Consider the following 17,744-nt stretch of genomic DNA (forward strand, 5'->3'; position numbering starts at 1 on the left):
AAGCACTACCTTTGTCCCAAATTAAACAACATTTAAGAACATTTTAAAAAGATATAACATAAAAAACGACATATAGCGTTTCGCTTACAATTTTCCTATTATAGAAATACGACCAATTTTTCTGAAAATATCAAAAGGAAAAGAGTAGTGGAAATGCCTGCGGTTAAGCGTGGGCATTCCTTTTACCTTTTGATATTGCCTTTGGTCGGGCTTCTATAATGGGTGGCAAGGAATGGCTCACGTTTTTTATTAAGTACAGTAATCAACTTTTAATAAATAAAACCGTATGTCAGTATTAGAATTACACCCAGAATTAACCGAATATGTAGGTGAAAAATATGGTAAATGGATAATTCCATTTATTTTAAGACGCCCAAGGCTACTTTCTATAGGAGAAAGTCATTATCTTCCTGAAGATAAATCCTATAGTGAAAAGAATTGGTATGAAAAATCTTCTGAAGCTTTAGGACTTTCCGAAGATGAAAAAGATTTTACTACAACAAGTAAAATCATTAACAATGATGTTATAAATTCTTCTGTAGCTAATCCTTCTCATAGTATATACAGAGCTGTAGGAAATGCTTATAGTAAAAAGGGCTATAAGGAAGGTCTTAAAAATATAGTTTTTACCAACTACTTTAAACGTCCAGCTGAGAAAAAAGGAGGTAGTATAAATAATACTAAACTTGATAATGATGTTGCTTTTGATGAACTTATGGCACTCATTAAAAGGAGAAAACCTGATATTATTTCTTTTCAAACTAAAAAAGGTGCTGAAAGTTTTAGAAAAACAGCAATAGAAAGGAATAATATTGAGGCTATAAAAATAGCTGAAAAAGCAGTTGTAACTTCACATCCTGCCTCTCCTCATCATCATAAGGATAAAGAAATTCTTCCTAAAGCATTAAGAAACTTCTATAGAAAAGCTATCTGTTTTGCTTTTTTAAAAATGTCTATAATCCTTATTTTTCTACTTCTCGTTTTTCTACTATTTAGAAACTGTTCTTTTGAATCTCAACAAGAATCTACTGCTCAAACAGTCGTAGAAACTAAAGTAACTGAACCGACAAAAGAAGAGTGGAAAGCAGAGAATACATTAGCCGAAAAAAGCTCTTTAAACAGTTGTGAAACGCTTACTAATGCTGCTAATTTCAGAGATGAATGGGAGAAAAACCTTGAAAATGCTAAAACTAATAAGGCAAAACAAATTGTTATTCCTTCTGTAGGAGTACTTTTTGATTTAGGTTCATCTCTGCTAAGTGTAAAAAGTAAGGAACTAATACAGCAATTTGCAAATGCTTATCCCCAGACTAATAAAGAAGCAACTGTACTAATAGAAACCTACACTTGTGATATAGGAACAGATGAAAATAATATAGTTCTTTCAAATGATAGAGCTAAAACTTTAAAAGCTACTTTAGAAAGTATGGGTATCACATCTATTGAAGTAAAAAGTTATGGAGAAAGTACTTACAATAGTCTAAGTTGTAAAAACAAAGAAGAACATAGACGAGGTAACATTTCTATTAAATAACTTTCTTAAACAGAATCTCCCCTTGCAACAAAAATTGCAAGGGGAGTTTTTTATATGAAATAAGCTTTTCATCTATTGAAGTATAACGTTAAAATAAGAATTACCAATGAAGTAAAGAAACCTATGAGCCATTGAATAAAGATACGATTCATTTTTGAAAAGCCTTCTTTAAGTTCATTTTGCAAGTCAGTTCTTAATATTGTCATATCATTGCGTATTTCAGCAATATCTTGTTTAAGTTCTGAACGGACATTAGCTATTTCAGTACGTACTTCTGCTATTTCAGTACGTACTTCTGCTATATCTTGTTTGAGTTCTGAACGTACATTAGTTATTTCGGCACGTAATTCCGTTATATCTTGTTTAAGTTCTGAACGCACGTTAGCTATTTCAGTACGTAATTCCGCAATATCTTGTTTGAGTTCTGAACGGACATTAGTTATTTCGGCACGTAATTCAGCTATATCTTGTTTGAGTTCTGAATGGACATTCTTAACCTCTGTTCTTACATTGGCTATATCCATTCTTATTTCAGCTACTTCTTGATGAAATTCTGTTTTACTTACTAAATTATCAAAATTCTCATTCAAGCGTTCATTAGTGAATTTAGTAATATAATTAGCTAAAGCTGTAGCTCCTTCTTTTCCTATTTTTTCACTTACGGTATCGTATAATTGTATGAGTTCTGTAGTCATAATTAAAGTTGTTTTATTGTCTTACGTTGCAAAAGTAGGTATTTTTTTCTGAAACTACAAAAAATAATTAAATGAGGACTGATTTTAGAGTCAATAAGCGCGTTCTTTATTGCCTTCGTAGAAATTGATAAAGGCGCGATTTACAACGCGATTACCGCCATCGGTAGGGTAATCACCGGTGAAATACCAATCACCGAGGTTCTCGGGGCAGGCTTTATGCAAACTGTCTACCGTTTGGAATATCACTTCCACTTCTGAGGTAAAGTCCTTTGGCAAGAGCAAATCTCTTATTTTATCCGAAATTTCTTCATCGGTGAAAGGGGCATACACTTCTTTTACGTAATTCACTACCTTGTCATCACTTAGAGCTACTTGGGTGAGACACTTTTCATATACTTCTTTTATAATGTGATACGTACCGCGTTCTTTATGCAAAGCTAAAGCCGCTTGAAAGGCTACCAAATCTTCTAAACGTGCCATATCAATACCATAACAATCGGGATAGCGGATTTGAGGAGCTGAAGACACTATTATTATCTTCTTGGGCTCTAAACGCCCTAATATACTAAGAATACTCTTCTTGAGGGTTGTTCCGCGCACGATACTATCGTCTATAATCACCAAATTATCGCCTTTTTGTACTGAGCCATAGGTAATATCGTATACGTGCGCCACGAGGTCATCGCGGCTGCTATCTTCGGTGATGAAAGTGCGCAGTTTCACATCTTTGATAGCTACTTTCTCAGTACGTACTTTTTGAGATAGAATTGCAGGAATTTCGGATTTTTCGGCTACTGCCAACTGTTTGGCTTTCTGCTCATTGAGGTACTGTTCTGCTTCTTCTATAAGTCCTAAGTAAGAGGTTTCGGCAGTGTTAGGGATATAGGCAAAAACTGTATCTTTTAGATTATGGTTTATCGCTTGAGCGACACGAGGGAAGAGCAATTTGCCCAACATTTTGCGTTCGCGGTAGATATCGCGGTCGCTGCCACGAGAAAAGTAGATACGTTCAAACGAACAGGCCTTGCGTACTGTGGGGGTGAGAATTTCCTTGATAGCTGTCTCTCCACTTTTTTTGATGATAATCGCATTACCAGGGGGGAGTTCGCGTATATTTTCGTATTTTACATTGAAAACGGTTTGTATAGCAGGGCGTTCGGAGGCTACTACCACCACTTCTTCATCTTGATAGTAGAAAGCAGGGCGTATACCTGCGGGGTCGCGAAGCACAAAAGCATCGCCGTTGCCTATCATTCCTTCCATTGCATAACCACCATCCCAATATTTGGCAGCGCGTTTGAGGATGCGCTCTATATTCAATCGTTCGGCGATGAAAGGAGAGGCTTCTTGTTTGGTATAACCTTCTTCTTTGAGTTTGCGATAGAGTTCTTCTACCTCATCATCTAAAAAATGACCTATACCCTCCATTACAATCACAGTATCGGTTTTGTCTTTAGGGTGTTGCCCGAGGCGTACGAGGTTTTGGAAGAGCTCGTTTACGTTGGTCATATTGAAGTTGCCCGCCATAATGAGATTGCGGTACATCCAATTGTTTTCACGCAGGAAAGGGTGCACATTCTCGATGCTATTTTTGCCAAAAGTGCCATAGCGCACGTGCCCCATAATCACTTCGCCTATGTAAGGAAGTTCTCGTTTTTGGAGGCTTACATCGTCTTTCAGTTCGGGGTTGTTTTTAAACCCCTCGTTGATGCGCTGGTTGATGCGAGTGAAGATGTCTTGCACGGGTTGCGCCTCGTTGGAGCGTATCCTACTGATGTAGCGTTCACCAGGTTGCATATCTAATTTGATACTTGCAAGCCCTGCTCCATCTTGTCCGCGGTTGTGTTGTTTTTCGAGCATCAGGTACATTTTATTGATGCCATAGAAGGCTGTACCGTATTTTTCTTTATAAAAATCAAGAGGTTTGAGCAGGCGGATTAGGGCAATCCCGCACTCGTGTTTGATTGTGTCGCTCATTATTAAAATTGATATACTACTTCTAATTTATGGTTGCCGAGAGCGCGTTTGGCTTTCTCTAAGTCTTCAGTAAATCCTAAGATATAACCTCCTCCCCCTGATCCGCAGAGTTTTAGGAAATAATCACCCGTATCGATACCTTGTTTCCAAAGGGTGTGGAACTCTTTAGGTATCATCGGTTTGAAGTGATTGAGTACAACCCCCGATAGGCTTTTGATATTGGCAAAAAGTGATTTGAAACGCCCTTTGAGGAAATCGTCGATACAAGCATCGGTATATTTGATAAATTCCTCTTTGAGCATTTTTTGGAAGGCTTCATTCTTCATATTCTCCATAAAGATACGCACCATTGGAGCAGTTTCGCCTATCACACCACTATCGAGCAAAAAAACAGCACCTTTGCCATTAGGAGTTTGGGAGGGAATGCCAGTAGGCTCGATGTGGTCGTGTGAATTGATGAGTATGGGCAAGCTGAGATAACTATTGAGGGGGTCTAAGCCAGAGGAAGTGCCGTGGAAGAAGGATTCCATACGTCCGAAAATCGCTTTGAGTTGTAGTAGTTTTTCACGAGTGAGATTATCCATCGCACTGATGGGGTCGATAGCGTATTCGCTGTAAATGGCAGCTACCAAAGCTCCGCTGCTGCCTACCCCATAGCCTTGTGGAATACTGCTATCAAAGTACATACCGGCAGCGATATCGGCATTGAGTTTTTCTATATTAAAGCGGACGATAGGATTTTCTTCTTCGGTAATCGTTTGTAGATAAGAAGCAAATTCGCGAAGTGCTTCGTTTGATTTTTTGGCAGTAGTTTCTTTACCATCCTGTACATCGGATAGCATTTTTAGAGTCCCTTTATAGAAGTTATAAGGGATAGCGAGTCCTTTAGAATTTTTAATAATACCATACTCACCAAAGAGGAGTATTTTAGAATAAAAAGGTTTCATTTTTCAGTGAAAAGTGAATAGTGAAAAGTTGTTATAGTATTTAAAGAGAGTGCAAAGATATATATTTTTAGGATATGCTGGTTGTTTTTGAGGGAGAAAAGTTTTTTGTAATATTAGGTTTTTACAAAGGTTTTTGAGAACAGCTACGGAAAAACTTAACTAGCACTATATTTTCTTCCTCTATAATATCATAATAAAGTGAAAACTTTCCCTTTAGAAAATGTCGCTGATACAATTTCACACTTTCTATAAATTTAGTCAAAAAATAAGGATTTTCTGCTATAGCCAACTCTACTTGTTTTAACTCACTTATAATTTTATTGGAATAAACATTGCTATAATTGTGTTTATCCCAAAAATCAAGAGTATTTTCTAAGTTTTTAATAGCCTCTTCAGTCCATCGTATTTCCATATTTAGCTCTTAATCTTTGGTGTAGTTCGACACTGCTAATAGTTTTTCCTTCTTTAGCTTGTTGATGAGAGATTTCTATACTTTTCAATTCTTCTTCTGAAAAATGTACCTCTTCTTCAGTTTCTGAATACAAAGTAGCAAGATGCATTAAATCATTATATTCACTAATAGGCAGCACCACTGACAATGGTACTCCTTGATAATCTGTTAAAAACTGATGTTGTAATGTGTTCATTTAATTTTTTATTTTAGGCTACACAACCGCAAAGGTACAAATAATTTGCTAATTTCCAAATTTGCTAATTTGCTAATTTCCTCTTATCTTTGCCGTGATTTTAGAGAATTTCTTTAAAGTTGTTTATCTTTCTCACTGATTATGAATGTAAAAGACCGTATCAAAAAATTTATAGATCACGAGCGGCTCTCTATTTCGGCTTTTGAAAAGACGATAGAGGTCTCTAACGGCTATGTGAATAGTATTTCCAAAAATATAGGGATTGACAAGCTCAATACGCTGGTAGAGAAGTATCCTCAGCTGAGTTTGGAATGGCTGATTACGGGCAAAGGTGAGATGCTCAAACCTGCTTTACCTTTGACTAAAACTAATAAATTGTTGATGCCTAAAGTAGTAGTGGTTGACGATGCCGATAACGAGCGTATTCCGTTAGTGCCTATACGCGCACAAGCGGGTTACCTCACTGGTTACGACGATGTTACTTTTATCGAATCACTACCTACTTACAGCTTGCCAAATATGACCAATGGCACTTATAGGATGTTTCAGGTAAAAGGACTCTCAATGTACCCTACCCTGCAGGACAGCAGTTATGTGGTAGGGCGCTTTGTAGATGATTGGCTCGCACTGAGCAGCAATAGGGTGTGCGTGGTAGTAACACAAAACGATGGGATTATCGTAAAACGCGTTACTAATACCCTTGAAAAATACGGAACACTCTATTGTAAATCCGACAATCGGGATTTTCCACATCTATCGGTAGCAGCAGAGGATATCAAAGAGATTTGGGAATGCAAGATGCACCTTTCGTTTGAGTTTCTCGACCCTGTTACTAACTATCAGAAAATAGCCTCATTAGAAGCCGATGTAGCACATCTCAAAGAAGAAGTACAGCATCTGCGGATTATTGATATTCAAGGTGACAGGTAACAGACAAAGCCTGCGAGTTGGTGTAGCTGGGTATGTGAGTAACAATTTGTGTGGATGTTTGCAAAACACCCCTACATAAAATGATTACAATTTTATCTCTTTGATTTCTCCTTGGAAAATAACTTTAAAGGAAAGGCTTTTCCAGTGTTTGGGCAGGCGGGGGGTAAAGTGTAATTTTCCGCTCTTTACACGCATACCGGCAAATCCTTCGACGATGCTGAGCCAAGTACCTGCCATTGAGGTGATGTGTAATCCCTCGTGAACTTCTTTATTGTAGTCGTCTAAATCGAGGCGGGCGGTGCGGAGATAGAGTGTATAAGCCTCATCGGTTTTACCTAAGGCAGAAGCCAATACACTGTGTACACAAGGTGATAAAGAGGACTCGTGTACCGTGAAAGGTTCGTAAAACTCGTAGTGCCTTTGGAGTTCTTCTTTGCTAAAATGGTCTTCAAAGAAATAGAAACCTTGTAGTGTGTCGGCTTGCTTGATGTAAGGTGAACGGAGGATTCTATCCCACGACCAATGTTGGTTGAGCGGGCGCTCCCCAGCAGGAATAGCACTCACAGGTTTGAGGTCTTTATCCAAAAATCCGTCTTGTTGCAAATATACTCCATACTTTTCGCTATAAGGGAAATAGATATTTTGGGCTATATGTAGCCATTGTTGTGTTTCTTCTTTTGTAATACCTTCTTTTTGCAATGTTATTACCTGCTCAGCAGCATAGCGCAGACACCAAGAGGCGAGGTAATTTGTATAAAAATTGTTGTTTATATTGTTTTCGTACTCATTAGGGCCTGTAACGCCTAAGATTACATATTTTTGTTTCTCTTTAGAAAAAGAGACTCTCTGTGCCCAAAAACGCGCAATAGCAATAAGCACTTCTATTCCATAGTCTTTGAGGTAGGACTCATCACCGGTATAGCGGGTATAGTTATAAATTGCAAAGGCAATCGCCCCATTGCGGTGGATTTCTTCAAAGGTGATTTCCCACTCGTTATGGCACTCTTCGCCGTTCATCGTTACCATAGGATATAGCGCTGCACCACCCGTAAAACCGAGCTTTTTGGCATTTTCAATCGCTTTATCCAGCTGATTGTAGCGGTACATCAGTAGGTTGCGGGCTACTTCAGCGCCTTTGGTCGCCATATAAAAAGGCAGGCAATAGGCTTCGGTATCCCAATAGGTGCTACCGCCATACTTTTCGCCCGTAAAGCCCTTAGGTCCTATATTGAGGTGTGCATATTTGCCAGAATAGGTTTGGTTGAGTTGGAAGATATTAAAGCGGATGCCTTGTTGGGCTTTTTCATCACCTTCAATCACAATATCCGAGGTTTCCCAAATAGCAGCCCAATCCTTTTTTTGCATCTTTAGTAGAAAATCAAAAGCATTAGGCCTTTCGGTTAAAGTATAACCTATATACTTCTCACGCTCATACATTGTTAGACCATTAGGCGAGACCCTAAATTCTTCTCCTTTGCTTATAATATACCCACCAAACTTATCCAAACGAATAGTTTTTCCTGCTGGCACTGACACTTCATATTGTAACCCCACATAGTTATCTTTTTTATTTTCTTTAGAAGGAGAAAAAAAATGTGGTTGATCTCCTAATAAACGAAGTGTATTATGCATAAAAGTATGCACTTTAAACCTTGTTTTTTTAGTTTCGGCAGTGATATAAGCATAATAATTCTGCACTACTCCTACATCCAAAGTATTCCAAAAACGCTCATCCCAATTGGCATCACTATTTTTGATACCGCTATCTAAGTAACTTTCTATTTCTATAGTAGTCTCGGTAGTGAGGGGGGTGATTTCGTAGCGCAGAGCACCGAGTTCATCGTAGCGCAAGGAGAGGAAACGCAAGACTTTTACTTGTATTTCTTGCTGATTGGGGAGCATAGCAGTGAATGAACGCTCATACCAACCTTCTTTCATATTGAGTTGGCGGCGGAAGTTTTTCACTTCGAGGCAAGTGTTCAAATCTAATAATTTCCCGTTGATTTTGATGTGTAACCCTATCCAACTGGGGGCGTTGAGCACTTTGGCAAAGTACTCGGGATAGCCGTTTTTCCACCAGCCTACTCGGGTTTTATCGGGGTAATAGACCCCACCGATGTAACTACCTTGCAGGGTGTCGCCCGTGTAATCTTCTTCAAAGTTGGCACGCATTCCCATAGCCCCATTACCGAGGCTGAAAATACTTTCGTGTTTGGTAATATCGGCTTTATTAAAGCCCTCAATGATGATGTTCCAAGTGTTCATTTTTTATTTAGGTTTCAGGGGTTAGGGAATAGGGTTTTTGGAGAATTGAAATCTATTTTTTATAGTTGAACAAAAATAGGTTACCAATAAGAGATGCTGTCTAAAAAGTTTTATTTGCGTGGGCGTTTGCAAAACGCCCGTACATAACATACCCTAAAAGTAATTGATTATCAAATTTATAGACTTTATAAAGTTTTTGACTTTGACAAATCTTATGACGGAAAAGAAACTTTACCAAAGTTTATTCTCAAGATATAAAAGGCGGTGGTTTTAGTTTTTTTCTTCTTTACTAAGAAATTCCTTCTGTGTGTAAACTCTTCCTGTTTTGCTATTCATATAATAGATAAGATCACTTGCACTAGGGGGTTCTCCTCCTGAAGGATCAGTTTCTGCTTCTCCGCCTTTATATTTTAATCCTATTATATAATAATCGTTTTCAGTAGTAGTATCTCGTGGTTTTCCGTAGCTAATATTAAAACTTAACTCAGCATTTAGAGGGTCGCCTACAAAAAATCCTTTTCCCGTTTTTAAATTGATAACTCCTTGCTTTTCTATGAACTTTAAAACATCAGCAGGTTTTATCTTCCCATATCTATTTTCTTCATTAACCTGAGTTAATTTGCCGTATTTATCATAATACTCCGATATGCCGATTGGTAAATACTGACCTAAAAAAGTCTTTTTTTCTTTGATATAACCATCAATATAAAACTCTTTTAATACAGTAATATAGGGAGGTTTCCCTATAATCTCACGAATATACCCTCCAAGGAACTTATCAGAAGCATCTCCTCCTTCATACCAATTCATTGATACAACCATATCTCCGTTAGGCTTTACATACACGCCTTCTGAAACCTTTTTTACTTTTTCAAACAGTTCAAAATCAAACTTTTCTCTTATTGTATCTTTATTTTTTAAGTTTAAGAACGTTTGTAATTCTTTATTTTCTTTTTCCTCTTTTGCAATATTTATTACTGAATCTTCTTTTATTTGTTTTCTATTCTCACAAGAAATCAATAACAAGAAAAATAATATAAACTTTACCATACATCTTTAATATTTATAGTTAAACAAAAATAGGTTACGAATAAATAGAGGTGCTGTCTAAAAAGTTTTATTTGCGTAGGCGTTTGCAAAACGCCCGTACATAACATACTCTAAAAGCGATTGATTATCAGATTTTTAAGACTTTGTCAAAATCCAAGGAGTTTGGAAAAGTGTAGCGACGCAAATGCGATTTCGAGGCTTTTTGGAGAGCCACATTGATTATTTTTTAATTATCCTATTATCATTCCGGCGATAGTGGCTGACATTAGGGAGGCTAACGAACCGCCAAGTACTGCTTTGAGTCCGAATTCTGAAAGGGTTTTGCGTTGGTTAGGAGCTAAAGCGCCTATACCGCCTATCTGGATACCTATAGAGGCAAAATTGGCAAAACCACAGAGCATATAGGTAGCTATCATTATTGATTTGTTGTACATCAAGTGAGGCTGACTCGCCATATCTTTGAGGATACCTAATTGAGTGTAGGCTACAAACTCTGAAGAAGCGAGTTTTACCCCGAGCAATTGCCCCATTAGCATCACATCTTCTTTGGCAATCCCGATGAGCCACATCACGGGGGAGAAAATTGTACCGAGAATCATCTCAAGTGAAAGTCCTTCTTTATAAGGGGTATTAGCAGCAATAAGTCCATTGAGATCCCCAGCATAGCCCATCCAGTGGAGAATATAGTTGATCATCGCAATCATCGCAACGAATACGAGGAGCATAGCAGCTACGTTGGCAGCAAGTTTGAGTCCTTCGGTAGTACCATTGGCGATAGCATCGAGTACGTTAGAACCTACATTTTCCATTGATACGTGAGAATCGTTAGAGAATTGTTCGGTTTGTGGACAGAGGATTTTGGAAACTACAATAGCTCCAGGAGCAGCCATTACTGAGGCGGCTAACAAGTGACGAGCGAAGAGCAAGCGCATTTCGGGGTCATCACCGCCGAGGTATTGTATATAAGCCGCCATTACCCCACCGGCTACAGTAGCCATACCGCCTATCATCACGAGGAGGATTTCGGAGCGGGTCATTTTAGAGAGGTAAGCCTTAATCATCAAAGGGGCTTCGGTTTGACCGAGGAAGATATTACCTGTAACCGAAAGACTTTCGGCTCCTGAAATATTGAGGAGTTTAGAGAGTGCCCACGCCATTCCGCGTACTACTATTTGGATAATTCCCAAGTAAAACAAGAGAGAGGTGAGCGCTGAAAAGAAGATAATAGTAGGTAACACTTGGAATACGAATATATACCCAAAAGTATTGGTATCAAGCAGGTTACCCAATAGAAACTGGCTACCAGCTTTGGTGAAATCCAATATCAACACGAACACACTACCAGCAAAATCAAAAGCTTTTTGAATGAAGCCTACTTTGAGGACACCTATAGCGAGCAGTAGTTGTATAGTTAAGCCAATACCTACAGTGCGCCAATTGATAGCGCGGCGGTTACTGCTAAATAGAAATGCTATAAAGAGAATCACTACCATTCCTAACACCCCACGTCCAAAGCTTTCCATTGTAAATCCTTCACTGGGGATTACTTTCATAATTGTTTCTTCCATCTATTATTGTTTTTAAAAGGTATTATCACGTTTTGAAATTTCGTCTCTCACTTGAGCAGCCATTTCGTAATCTTCGTTTTCCACACATTCACTGAGCATTTTTTTAAGTTCGCTAAGTGAATATTTGGAATATCGATTGCGGGATTCATCGTCGGCGACATCGTCTAACGACGGGCTCACGGGTTGTTTTTTGTTGTCTTCGTTAGGCAAAGGGATGTAGATACCTGCGCGTTCTACAATTTCTTTATAGGTATAGATAGGTGCGTTGAAGCGCAATGCGATAGCAATAGCATCGCTGGTACGGGCATCGATAGTGCGTTCTTTGTTATTTTGCGCACAGAGCATATTAGAATAAAAAATGCCTTCCTCTAATTTGTAAATCACTACGCGTCGCACTTGGATACTGAAAGTATCGGCTAAATTTTTGAAGAGGTCGTGTGTGAGGGGGCGCGGTGGGATGATGTTTCTCTCTAACTCTAAAGCAATAGCTTGCGCCTCGAAGGTGCCTATGACGATAGGCAGCTTCAAATCGGACTCTAATTCGTGCATTATCAGCACAAAAGCGTCGTTTTGAGAATGGTTATATGATATTCTTTTGACAAAGAGGCGTACTAAATCCATTGGTAGGTTAGCGTAAGAACTTTTTAATTGGGGGGTAAAGGTAAGATAAAAAAAGAGAACTACAAAAGTTTTGTTAAAATATTTTTTGAAACGACACGAAAAAGGCTATGCAAAGTATCGCATAGCCTTTGTTTTAGTGTAATTTTGTTTTACATTTGTTTGGTAAGAGTATATTCTTTTACCATTTTAGGTTCTTTACCATCTTCACCTACTTGTACAATATTATCGCCTTTGGTAATATAGAAAGATTTGTGATTATCAGCTTTAGAAACGAGTGTAAAACCTTTATCAGTGCGTTCTACTTTACCTTCTTCTTTAGATTCGAAGTTTTTGCTTGCACAGTTTTCTTGTTTTACATAGGTGTCATCGGCATAGAGATGGATAACGGTAGCCATTCCGCCGCAATCGGCAGCAGGAAGCGTACCTACATAAGTAGCTAACAATTGAGGAGTTACCATTTCTTCTACTTTTTCAGCAGTATTCTCCATCATAGTAGCAGTTTCACTTGCTACAGTGTTAGCAGTTTGTGAAGGATTGTTTTGACAGGAGGCGAGCAAAAGCACAGCAGCTCCTAATGTAAAGATGTGTTTTTTCATAAAATATAATGTTTAATACGTTACTTATTCAAAAAATGTACCAATGTTACAACAAATTCGCTGCCTTTGCCTACTTGGGAGGTAAAAGAAATGCTACCATTGTACGAGAGCACGATATTCTTTACCATTGCTAAGCCTAAGCCACTACCGCTGGTTTTGGTAGTGAATTTGGGTTCAAATATTTTTTCTTTATCGGCATCGGCGATACCTATACCGTTATCTTTTACGGTGAGAGTAATATCTTTTTCACTTTTAGTAAGCGTTACTTCTATTGCGGGGAAAGGTTCATTTTCGGTAGCTTGGAGAGCATTTTTCACCAAATTGGTAACTACACGACCGAGCTGGTCTTTATCGAATACACTTATAATCTCATCGTGAGAATGGGTGAAGTGAATTTCATCAGAATTAAAAATATCTAAAGTGCGTTTGATAACAGACACAAAATCGAATTCCTCATCGTTTTTAGCAGGCATATTGGTAAGTGCCGAGAAGGCAGTAGAAATATTACTCAATATGTCTATCTGTTGGATGAGTGATTCGCAAAACTCGTTGGTTTGTTCAGTAGTTTGAGGTTCGCGGCTCGCTTTGCGCTGATAACTCTGTACCGAAAGACGCATAGGAGTCAGTGGATTTTTGATTTCGTGCGCTACTTGTTTTGCCATATCGCGCCACGCTTGTTCGCGTTCCGATTGTGCCAAAAGAGCTTTACTATTCTCAATCTCGTCAATCATTCCGTTATAGGCATTTACCAATTCAGTAATTTCAGCAGGTGCTGATTTGAGGAGGATTTTTTCATTCTGCGATAGCAAGCGCGTTTTCTCTAATCGGTTTTCAATGGTTTTGAGTGATTTGGTGATGTACTTAGAGATAAAGTAAGCTACCGTGAGTGCGACCACCAAGAGTGAGAAATAGACAATTGCCAAATTGTAGAGCGAGCCCTCTAAAGCGCGCTCGTTGAAAGTATCGTTCTCAAAATAAGGAATATTGAGAATAGCGATAGGCTTGAACTGCAAATCGGTGATATAACTATAGGAAGTTTGATAACCGCGCCCTGCAAACTCGTGGTGTTCTACCAAGCGTTTGTTGAGGGTTGCTGAGAGCTGATGTAGTACTGCAGGTGGAATGAAAAACGCATCTTGATCGGGGGATAGAGAGGCTTTAGAGCTTTTGAGCAACACTCCATCGAGGTCATAGAGGGCAAAATTCAGGTTTTGAATATTGGCAATGCTATAGATATCTTCACGGAAAATAAGGGGAATATAAGGAGTTTCGACAGGGAAAGTGGTTTGCGAAAACACGTACTGTATTTGCATTTTTATTTGGTTTTCCTTGTCGACAAGACGTTCGTCGTGATATTCCAACGCTTGTTTTTTGTATTGGCTGACCATCACTAAGGCTAAGATAGCAAAAGACACCAGCACGAGGAGGGTCATACTGAGGAATATCTGGAAGCGAAGGCTGTTTTTCTTGAACATAGCGTTCCCCTATTAGAGATTATTTTAAGCCAACCACGAAAGCAGCAGGATAGGATTTTTTAATCTCTATCAAGTTTTTTTCGGCTTCTAAGCGTGTTCGGAAGCTACCGATGCGCACTTTGTAATTAGGTGACTCGAAAGTGAGCAAGGCAGGATATTGTTTGTATTTATTTTTAGCATCGAGTAAGGCTTTGTTTGCCTCGGTGATGTTACCGTTGTAGATTTGCACTTGGAAAGCACTTTCGCTGCGGGCTACTTCTTTTTTGTACTCCATAGCATCGGCGATATTGCTCTCTTGGTTGATAGTTACTTGTGCATAAGTAGCGGCTGTGAGCAATAAAGCAGCGGTGATAAATATATTTTTCATCTTTGTTAAAAAAGTTTTACTTATTAATTACCTGAACGGAATTGTCGTTCCAATTCACGATTACACGTTCGTTGTTGATAGCATCGACCTGCTTGCCGCTGTAATCGGGCTGGATAGGCAGTTGACGGCTAAAGCGTCTATCGATAAGCACTAAGAGTTCTATTTGAGAGGGGCGACCAAAGCTTTGTATGGCACTGAGTGCTGCACGGATACTTCTGCCGGTATAGAGCACATCGTCGATGAATACCACACGTTTGTTTTCCACGATGAAATCGATAGCGGTAGAGTTAGCCTCTAAGGGTTTGCCCGTACGGCGAAAATCGTCACGGAAGAAAGTGATATCCAAGAGTCCTAAAGAAATATTAGGCACGTGGTATTCCTCGGTAAGGAGCTTTACCAAACGCTGGGCTAAGTGAGTGCCGCGAGGCTGTATACCAATGAAAACTGTATCGGAAAAATTGTTGTGGTTTTCAATCAGTTCACAAGCGAGGCGGTGGAGCATCACTTGGAGTTCCTTTTCACCGATAATTTGCTTAGTATAAGTGTTATCGATAGTCATTATACGTGTTTAAAAGGTAAGGGTATTCAAATTCTTCTGTGCATCGGCATTACCTGCGGCGGCAGCTTTTTGGAAAAAGACTTTAGCATTGTTTCTATCACCCAACATATAATAACAAGAGGCGCGATAGTTATTCAACACAGGGTCTATAGCGATGCCGAGTTGTTCCATTTGGGCAATATCGTTGATAGCGCGTTGATACTGCTGGGTGTTGTAGTAGCTAATAGCGCGGTATTTAAGTCCGTCGATATGAGCGGGTACTTTTTCTAAGAATTTAGTAAAGACAGGGATAGCCTCGGCATATCGTTGTTGCAAATAGAGTTGCATAGCCTCGCTGTAGAGGGGAGCAAATTGTTCTACTTGCATACGCGAAATAATTTTGTTGCGATTGTTGATGATTTCCTGATTGGTAGGCAAATACACAAAAGCAGTATCTAACACGGCGCGTGCTTCAGCAATTTGGTTATTTTTCTCCAATAGGTATGCCAAAGAGTTCCAAGCTTGTACTTCACCGCGATTGGCCAAGCGAGCATCTCTATCAACATCGACGTGGAAGATGCTTTTCAAACGTTTTTTCCACTTAGGTTCTTCTTTTTGTATGCTATCTTTTTCTAAACTCAAAAACTGTTTGAGCAATTTGATAGATTCTTGTTCTTTACCCAGATTGTTCAGTGCAAAAGTTTCCAAATTCAAACTACCGTAGAAATTAGGTTTGATCATTCGGGCTTTGTGAGCGTATTTGTAGATACTATCTAATTTCTTTTCGGGTTCCATAAAGTAGGATACTGCCATAAAATACTCAGGGCGAGCATCGTAAGGATGATAGTGGATAGAGGAAAGGATTTTGCGAGCCTCATCAAACTTTTGTTCATCGATGAGGTAGCGCGCTTTTTCCACATCTACAGGTTCGGCAACAGCGGTGAGGTTAGGGATACGAGGATAGTTACGTATGAGGTAATCGGCAGGAGATTTAGGAGAGCGTACCCCTTGTTGTTCTTCTTTTACCATTCGTTGTATTTTAGAGGAATCGAAGTACATTCTTTCAACAATCACTCCTAATACCATTGCCACTACAGCTATAGCACCTATAAAGCCAATAGCAAGTGTAGGAAGTTTGCGTTCTTTGCTGTTTTTTCCAAAGTACAACACTGCTAAACCAACTGCTATCCCTACATAGATGGCAAAGAGTGCTTGGATTTCAGGGCGATCCTGAGGGAAGTTGAAGAAAGCATCGAACGAATAGGCAAAAAGCCCAAAGAGTGGCAAGAAAAACCACTGTTCTTGTTCAGAATTCTTATTTTTATAAGTGGCTTTGAAGAAGTAGAAAGCCGCTAAGAGGAAGATAGCCACAAACGCCAAACCTCCTAAAATACCCACTTCGGCAGTGAGTTCTAAGAAGTCGTTGTGGTTTTTATACATATAGATATAATGCGGGCTATAAGAGTTTTCGTACTGCAAGAAGCGCACTTTCCAGTTACCGATACCCACACCGAGTAATGGGTCGTTAGGAATCATATCGGTAGCAGTGATTACCCAAGCGGTTTTACGCAAGTTGTTACTTTGGTTTTCTTGGTTCGCCACCTCAGCCAAACGGGCACCGAAACTAGTGCTTTGTCGTACTTCTTGAGGGTATAAATAATTCTGTACAAATGAGAAAATACCGAAAGCAATAACTACCAATCCTACGTGTATCAGCACTTTTACTCCTGTTTCACGACGTTTGAGGATGAAAAAATCGATTGCACCATAGATCACAAAAATCACCACAGTGAGGATTGTAGCCAAATAGAAGGTACGGGTACTCATAAAGAAGACCGCCAAAGTACCTAAAGTAAGTCCGACAGCTCCAATGAGACGCAAATAGTTTTCTCGGCGGAAGTAGAACAGCCATACTGCAAAAGGTATCTTGATGAATATAGCTGAAGCTAAAATGTTTTTATTAGAATATGAACCTTTGATAGCCAAATCGGTAGCAGTGCCTTTGATGACCCCTTTAATACCGTCCATCGCTACTAAGAAGTCATAGCAAAGCAGAATCGTCATCGCTAAAGCTAAGACAACAATTCCTTCTTTGTAGTAAATTACCAAAGCGGAGACCATCCACGCGGCAGAGAAAGCGGTGAATATTTTGAAGAAGTGAAGGATAGCTTCTTCAGTATTGATAGCCTTGGAAAAAGAGAGCAATGCCATTACCATTATGAGGCTATAGGCAATCCCTATTTTATTGGTAAAGAAGCCAAAAAGCACCTGAGTGCGTTCTCTAAATTCTTTGATAAAAAACACGAGAGCAACCACTACTAAGTTGAGGATTGCAAAGGTGTAGAATTTAGTAGCGTTAGAGTCGAACGCCATCCAGTTAGGGGTGATTACCGTTACATAGCCATAGGCGATGAGCAAGAAAGTTGCTAACCATTTGATAGGGGTGTTTTGGGGTTGTGCTGCAACGGCAGCAGTAGAGGTTTTCTTGTTATTGGGTTTCATATTTCAATTAACAATTAACGATTTATAATTAA

At 39.1% G+C, this 17,744-nt stretch carries 16 protein-coding genes; 2 read left to right on the forward strand and 14 right to left on the reverse strand.

Going from position 1 to position 17,744, the window contains the following annotated elements:
- The first annotated feature begins 286 nt into the window (after window positions 1–286).
- Entirely contained in the window at window positions 287–1,534 is a 1,248-nt protein-coding gene (locus tag CBG49_RS00980) for an OmpA family protein (protein ID WP_088592989.1), read from the forward strand.
- Window positions 1,535–1,602: 68 nt separating this feature from the next.
- Here CBG49_RS00980 and CBG49_RS00985 read toward each other — a convergent pair whose 3' ends face one another.
- From CBG49_RS00985 to CBG49_RS01005, 5 genes are all read right to left on the reverse strand, one after another.
- The gene (locus CBG49_RS00985) at window positions 1,603–2,229 is read right to left on the reverse strand and encodes a coiled-coil domain-containing protein (protein WP_088592990.1); all 627 of its coding nucleotides are present in this window, start codon (window positions 2,227–2,229) and stop codon (window positions 1,603–1,605) included.
- Window positions 2,230–2,319: 90 nt separating this feature from the next.
- A complete protein-coding gene (locus tag CBG49_RS00990; RefSeq protein WP_088592991.1) occupies window positions 2,320–4,206 on the reverse strand; it encodes an amidophosphoribosyltransferase in 1,887 nt (628 codons plus the stop codon).
- A gap of 2 nt (window positions 4,207–4,208) precedes the next feature.
- Window positions 4,209–5,153 (reverse strand): mevalonate kinase family protein, encoded by a 945-nt coding sequence (locus CBG49_RS00995; protein ID WP_088592992.1) that lies wholly within the window; start codon window positions 5,151–5,153, stop codon window positions 4,209–4,211.
- Between the two features lie 121 nt (window positions 5,154–5,274).
- A complete protein-coding gene (locus CBG49_RS01000) occupies window positions 5,275–5,565 on the reverse strand; it encodes a type II toxin-antitoxin system RelE/ParE family toxin (RefSeq protein WP_088592993.1) in 291 nt (96 codons plus the stop codon).
- Window positions 5,546–5,800, reverse strand: coding sequence for a hypothetical protein (locus CBG49_RS01005; protein WP_088592994.1), 255 nt, complete (start codon window positions 5,798–5,800; stop codon window positions 5,546–5,548). Before CBG49_RS01005 ends, CBG49_RS01000 begins: the two co-directional genes overlap by 20 nt.
- 141 nt (window positions 5,801–5,941) lie before the next feature.
- On the opposite strand from CBG49_RS01005, the gene CBG49_RS01010 reads away from it, so the two are divergent.
- On the forward strand, window positions 5,942–6,730 hold the full coding sequence (locus tag CBG49_RS01010; protein ID WP_088592995.1) for a S24 family peptidase: 789 nt from the start codon (window positions 5,942–5,944) through the stop codon (window positions 6,728–6,730).
- Between the two features lie 84 nt (window positions 6,731–6,814).
- Here CBG49_RS01010 and CBG49_RS01015 read toward each other — a convergent pair whose 3' ends face one another.
- The 9 genes from CBG49_RS01015 to CBG49_RS01055 form a co-directional block, all read right to left on the reverse strand.
- Window positions 6,815–8,995 carry a family 65 glycosyl hydrolase domain-containing protein gene (locus CBG49_RS01015; protein ID WP_088592996.1) on the reverse strand — a complete coding sequence of 727 codons (2,181 nt, stop codon included), beginning with the start codon at window positions 8,993–8,995 and terminating at the stop codon, window positions 6,815–6,817.
- A 270-nt stretch (window positions 8,996–9,265) separates the two neighbouring features.
- Window positions 9,266–10,045 carry a hypothetical protein gene (locus CBG49_RS01020; protein ID WP_009412721.1) on the reverse strand — a complete coding sequence of 260 codons (780 nt, stop codon included), beginning with the start codon at window positions 10,043–10,045 and terminating at the stop codon, window positions 9,266–9,268.
- Between the two features lie 230 nt (window positions 10,046–10,275).
- Window positions 10,276–11,613, reverse strand: coding sequence for a NupC/NupG family nucleoside CNT transporter (locus tag CBG49_RS01025; protein ID WP_088592997.1), 1,338 nt, complete (start codon window positions 11,611–11,613; stop codon window positions 10,276–10,278).
- 12 nt (window positions 11,614–11,625) lie between these two features.
- Entirely contained in the window at window positions 11,626–12,234 is a 609-nt protein-coding gene (locus CBG49_RS01030; RefSeq protein WP_088592998.1) for a bifunctional nuclease family protein, read from the reverse strand.
- Window positions 12,235–12,383: 149 nt separating this feature from the next.
- Complete coding sequence (locus tag CBG49_RS01035) at window positions 12,384–12,830, reverse strand: copper resistance protein NlpE N-terminal domain-containing protein (RefSeq protein WP_088592999.1); 447 nt, start codon at window positions 12,828–12,830, stop codon at window positions 12,384–12,386.
- Window positions 12,831–12,850: 20 nt separating this feature from the next.
- On the reverse strand, window positions 12,851–14,305 hold the full coding sequence (locus tag CBG49_RS01040) for a sensor histidine kinase (protein WP_088593000.1): 1,455 nt from the start codon (window positions 14,303–14,305) through the stop codon (window positions 12,851–12,853).
- Between the two features lie 19 nt (window positions 14,306–14,324).
- A complete protein-coding gene (locus CBG49_RS01045; protein ID WP_009412727.1) occupies window positions 14,325–14,672 on the reverse strand; it encodes an SPOR domain-containing protein in 348 nt (115 codons plus the stop codon).
- Window positions 14,673–14,688: 16 nt separating this feature from the next.
- Window positions 14,689–15,231, reverse strand: a complete 543-nt coding sequence (gene pyrR / locus CBG49_RS01050; RefSeq protein ID WP_088593001.1) for a bifunctional pyr operon transcriptional regulator/uracil phosphoribosyltransferase PyrR — start codon at window positions 15,229–15,231, stop codon at window positions 14,689–14,691.
- Between the two features lie 9 nt (window positions 15,232–15,240).
- Window positions 15,241–17,712, reverse strand: a complete 2,472-nt coding sequence (locus CBG49_RS01055) for an O-antigen ligase family protein (RefSeq protein ID WP_088593002.1) — start codon at window positions 17,710–17,712, stop codon at window positions 15,241–15,243.
- Window positions 17,713–17,744: the final 32 nt, after the last annotated feature.

The organism is Capnocytophaga endodontalis (genome assembly GCF_002209445.1).
Taxonomy (GTDB): Bacteria; Bacteroidota; Bacteroidia; order Flavobacteriales; family Flavobacteriaceae; genus Capnocytophaga; species Capnocytophaga periodontitidis.

Coding starts and splice junctions, on each gene's coding strand:
- CBG49_RS01015 (WP_088592996.1), bottom strand. CDS start 8,995: ATGAACACTTGGAACATCATCATTGAGGGCTTTAATAAAGCCGATATT.
- CBG49_RS00995 (WP_088592992.1), bottom strand. CDS start 5,153: ATGAAACCTTTTTATTCTAAAATACTCCTCTTTGGTGAGTATGGTATT.
- CBG49_RS01045 (WP_009412727.1), bottom strand. CDS start 14,672: ATGAAAAATATATTTATCACCGCTGCTTTATTGCTCACAGCCGCTACT.
- CBG49_RS01025 (WP_088592997.1), bottom strand. CDS start 11,613: ATGGAAGAAACAATTATGAAAGTAATCCCCAGTGAAGGATTTACAATG.
- CBG49_RS01055 (WP_088593002.1), bottom strand. CDS start 17,712: ATGAAACCCAATAACAAGAAAACCTCTACTGCTGCCGTTGCAGCACAA.
- CBG49_RS01005 (WP_088592994.1), bottom strand. CDS start 5,800: ATGAACACATTACAACATCAGTTTTTAACAGATTATCAAGGAGTACCA.
- CBG49_RS01000 (WP_088592993.1), bottom strand. CDS start 5,565: ATGGAAATACGATGGACTGAAGAGGCTATTAAAAACTTAGAAAATACT.
- CBG49_RS01020 (WP_009412721.1), bottom strand. CDS start 10,045: ATGGTAAAGTTTATATTATTTTTCTTGTTATTGATTTCTTGTGAGAAT.
- CBG49_RS01010 (WP_088592995.1), top strand. CDS start 5,942: ATGAATGTAAAAGACCGTATCAAAAAATTTATAGATCACGAGCGGCTC.
- CBG49_RS00985 (WP_088592990.1), bottom strand. CDS start 2,229: ATGACTACAGAACTCATACAATTATACGATACCGTAAGTGAAAAAATA.
- CBG49_RS01040 (WP_088593000.1), bottom strand. CDS start 14,305: ATGTTCAAGAAAAACAGCCTTCGCTTCCAGATATTCCTCAGTATGACC.
- pyrR (WP_088593001.1), bottom strand. CDS start 15,231: ATGACTATCGATAACACTTATACTAAGCAAATTATCGGTGAAAAGGAA.
- CBG49_RS01030 (WP_088592998.1), bottom strand. CDS start 12,234: ATGGATTTAGTACGCCTCTTTGTCAAAAGAATATCATATAACCATTCT.
- CBG49_RS00980 (WP_088592989.1), top strand. CDS start 287: ATGTCAGTATTAGAATTACACCCAGAATTAACCGAATATGTAGGTGAA.
- CBG49_RS00990 (WP_088592991.1), bottom strand. CDS start 4,206: ATGAGCGACACAATCAAACACGAGTGCGGGATTGCCCTAATCCGCCTG.
- CBG49_RS01035 (WP_088592999.1), bottom strand. CDS start 12,830: ATGAAAAAACACATCTTTACATTAGGAGCTGCTGTGCTTTTGCTCGCC.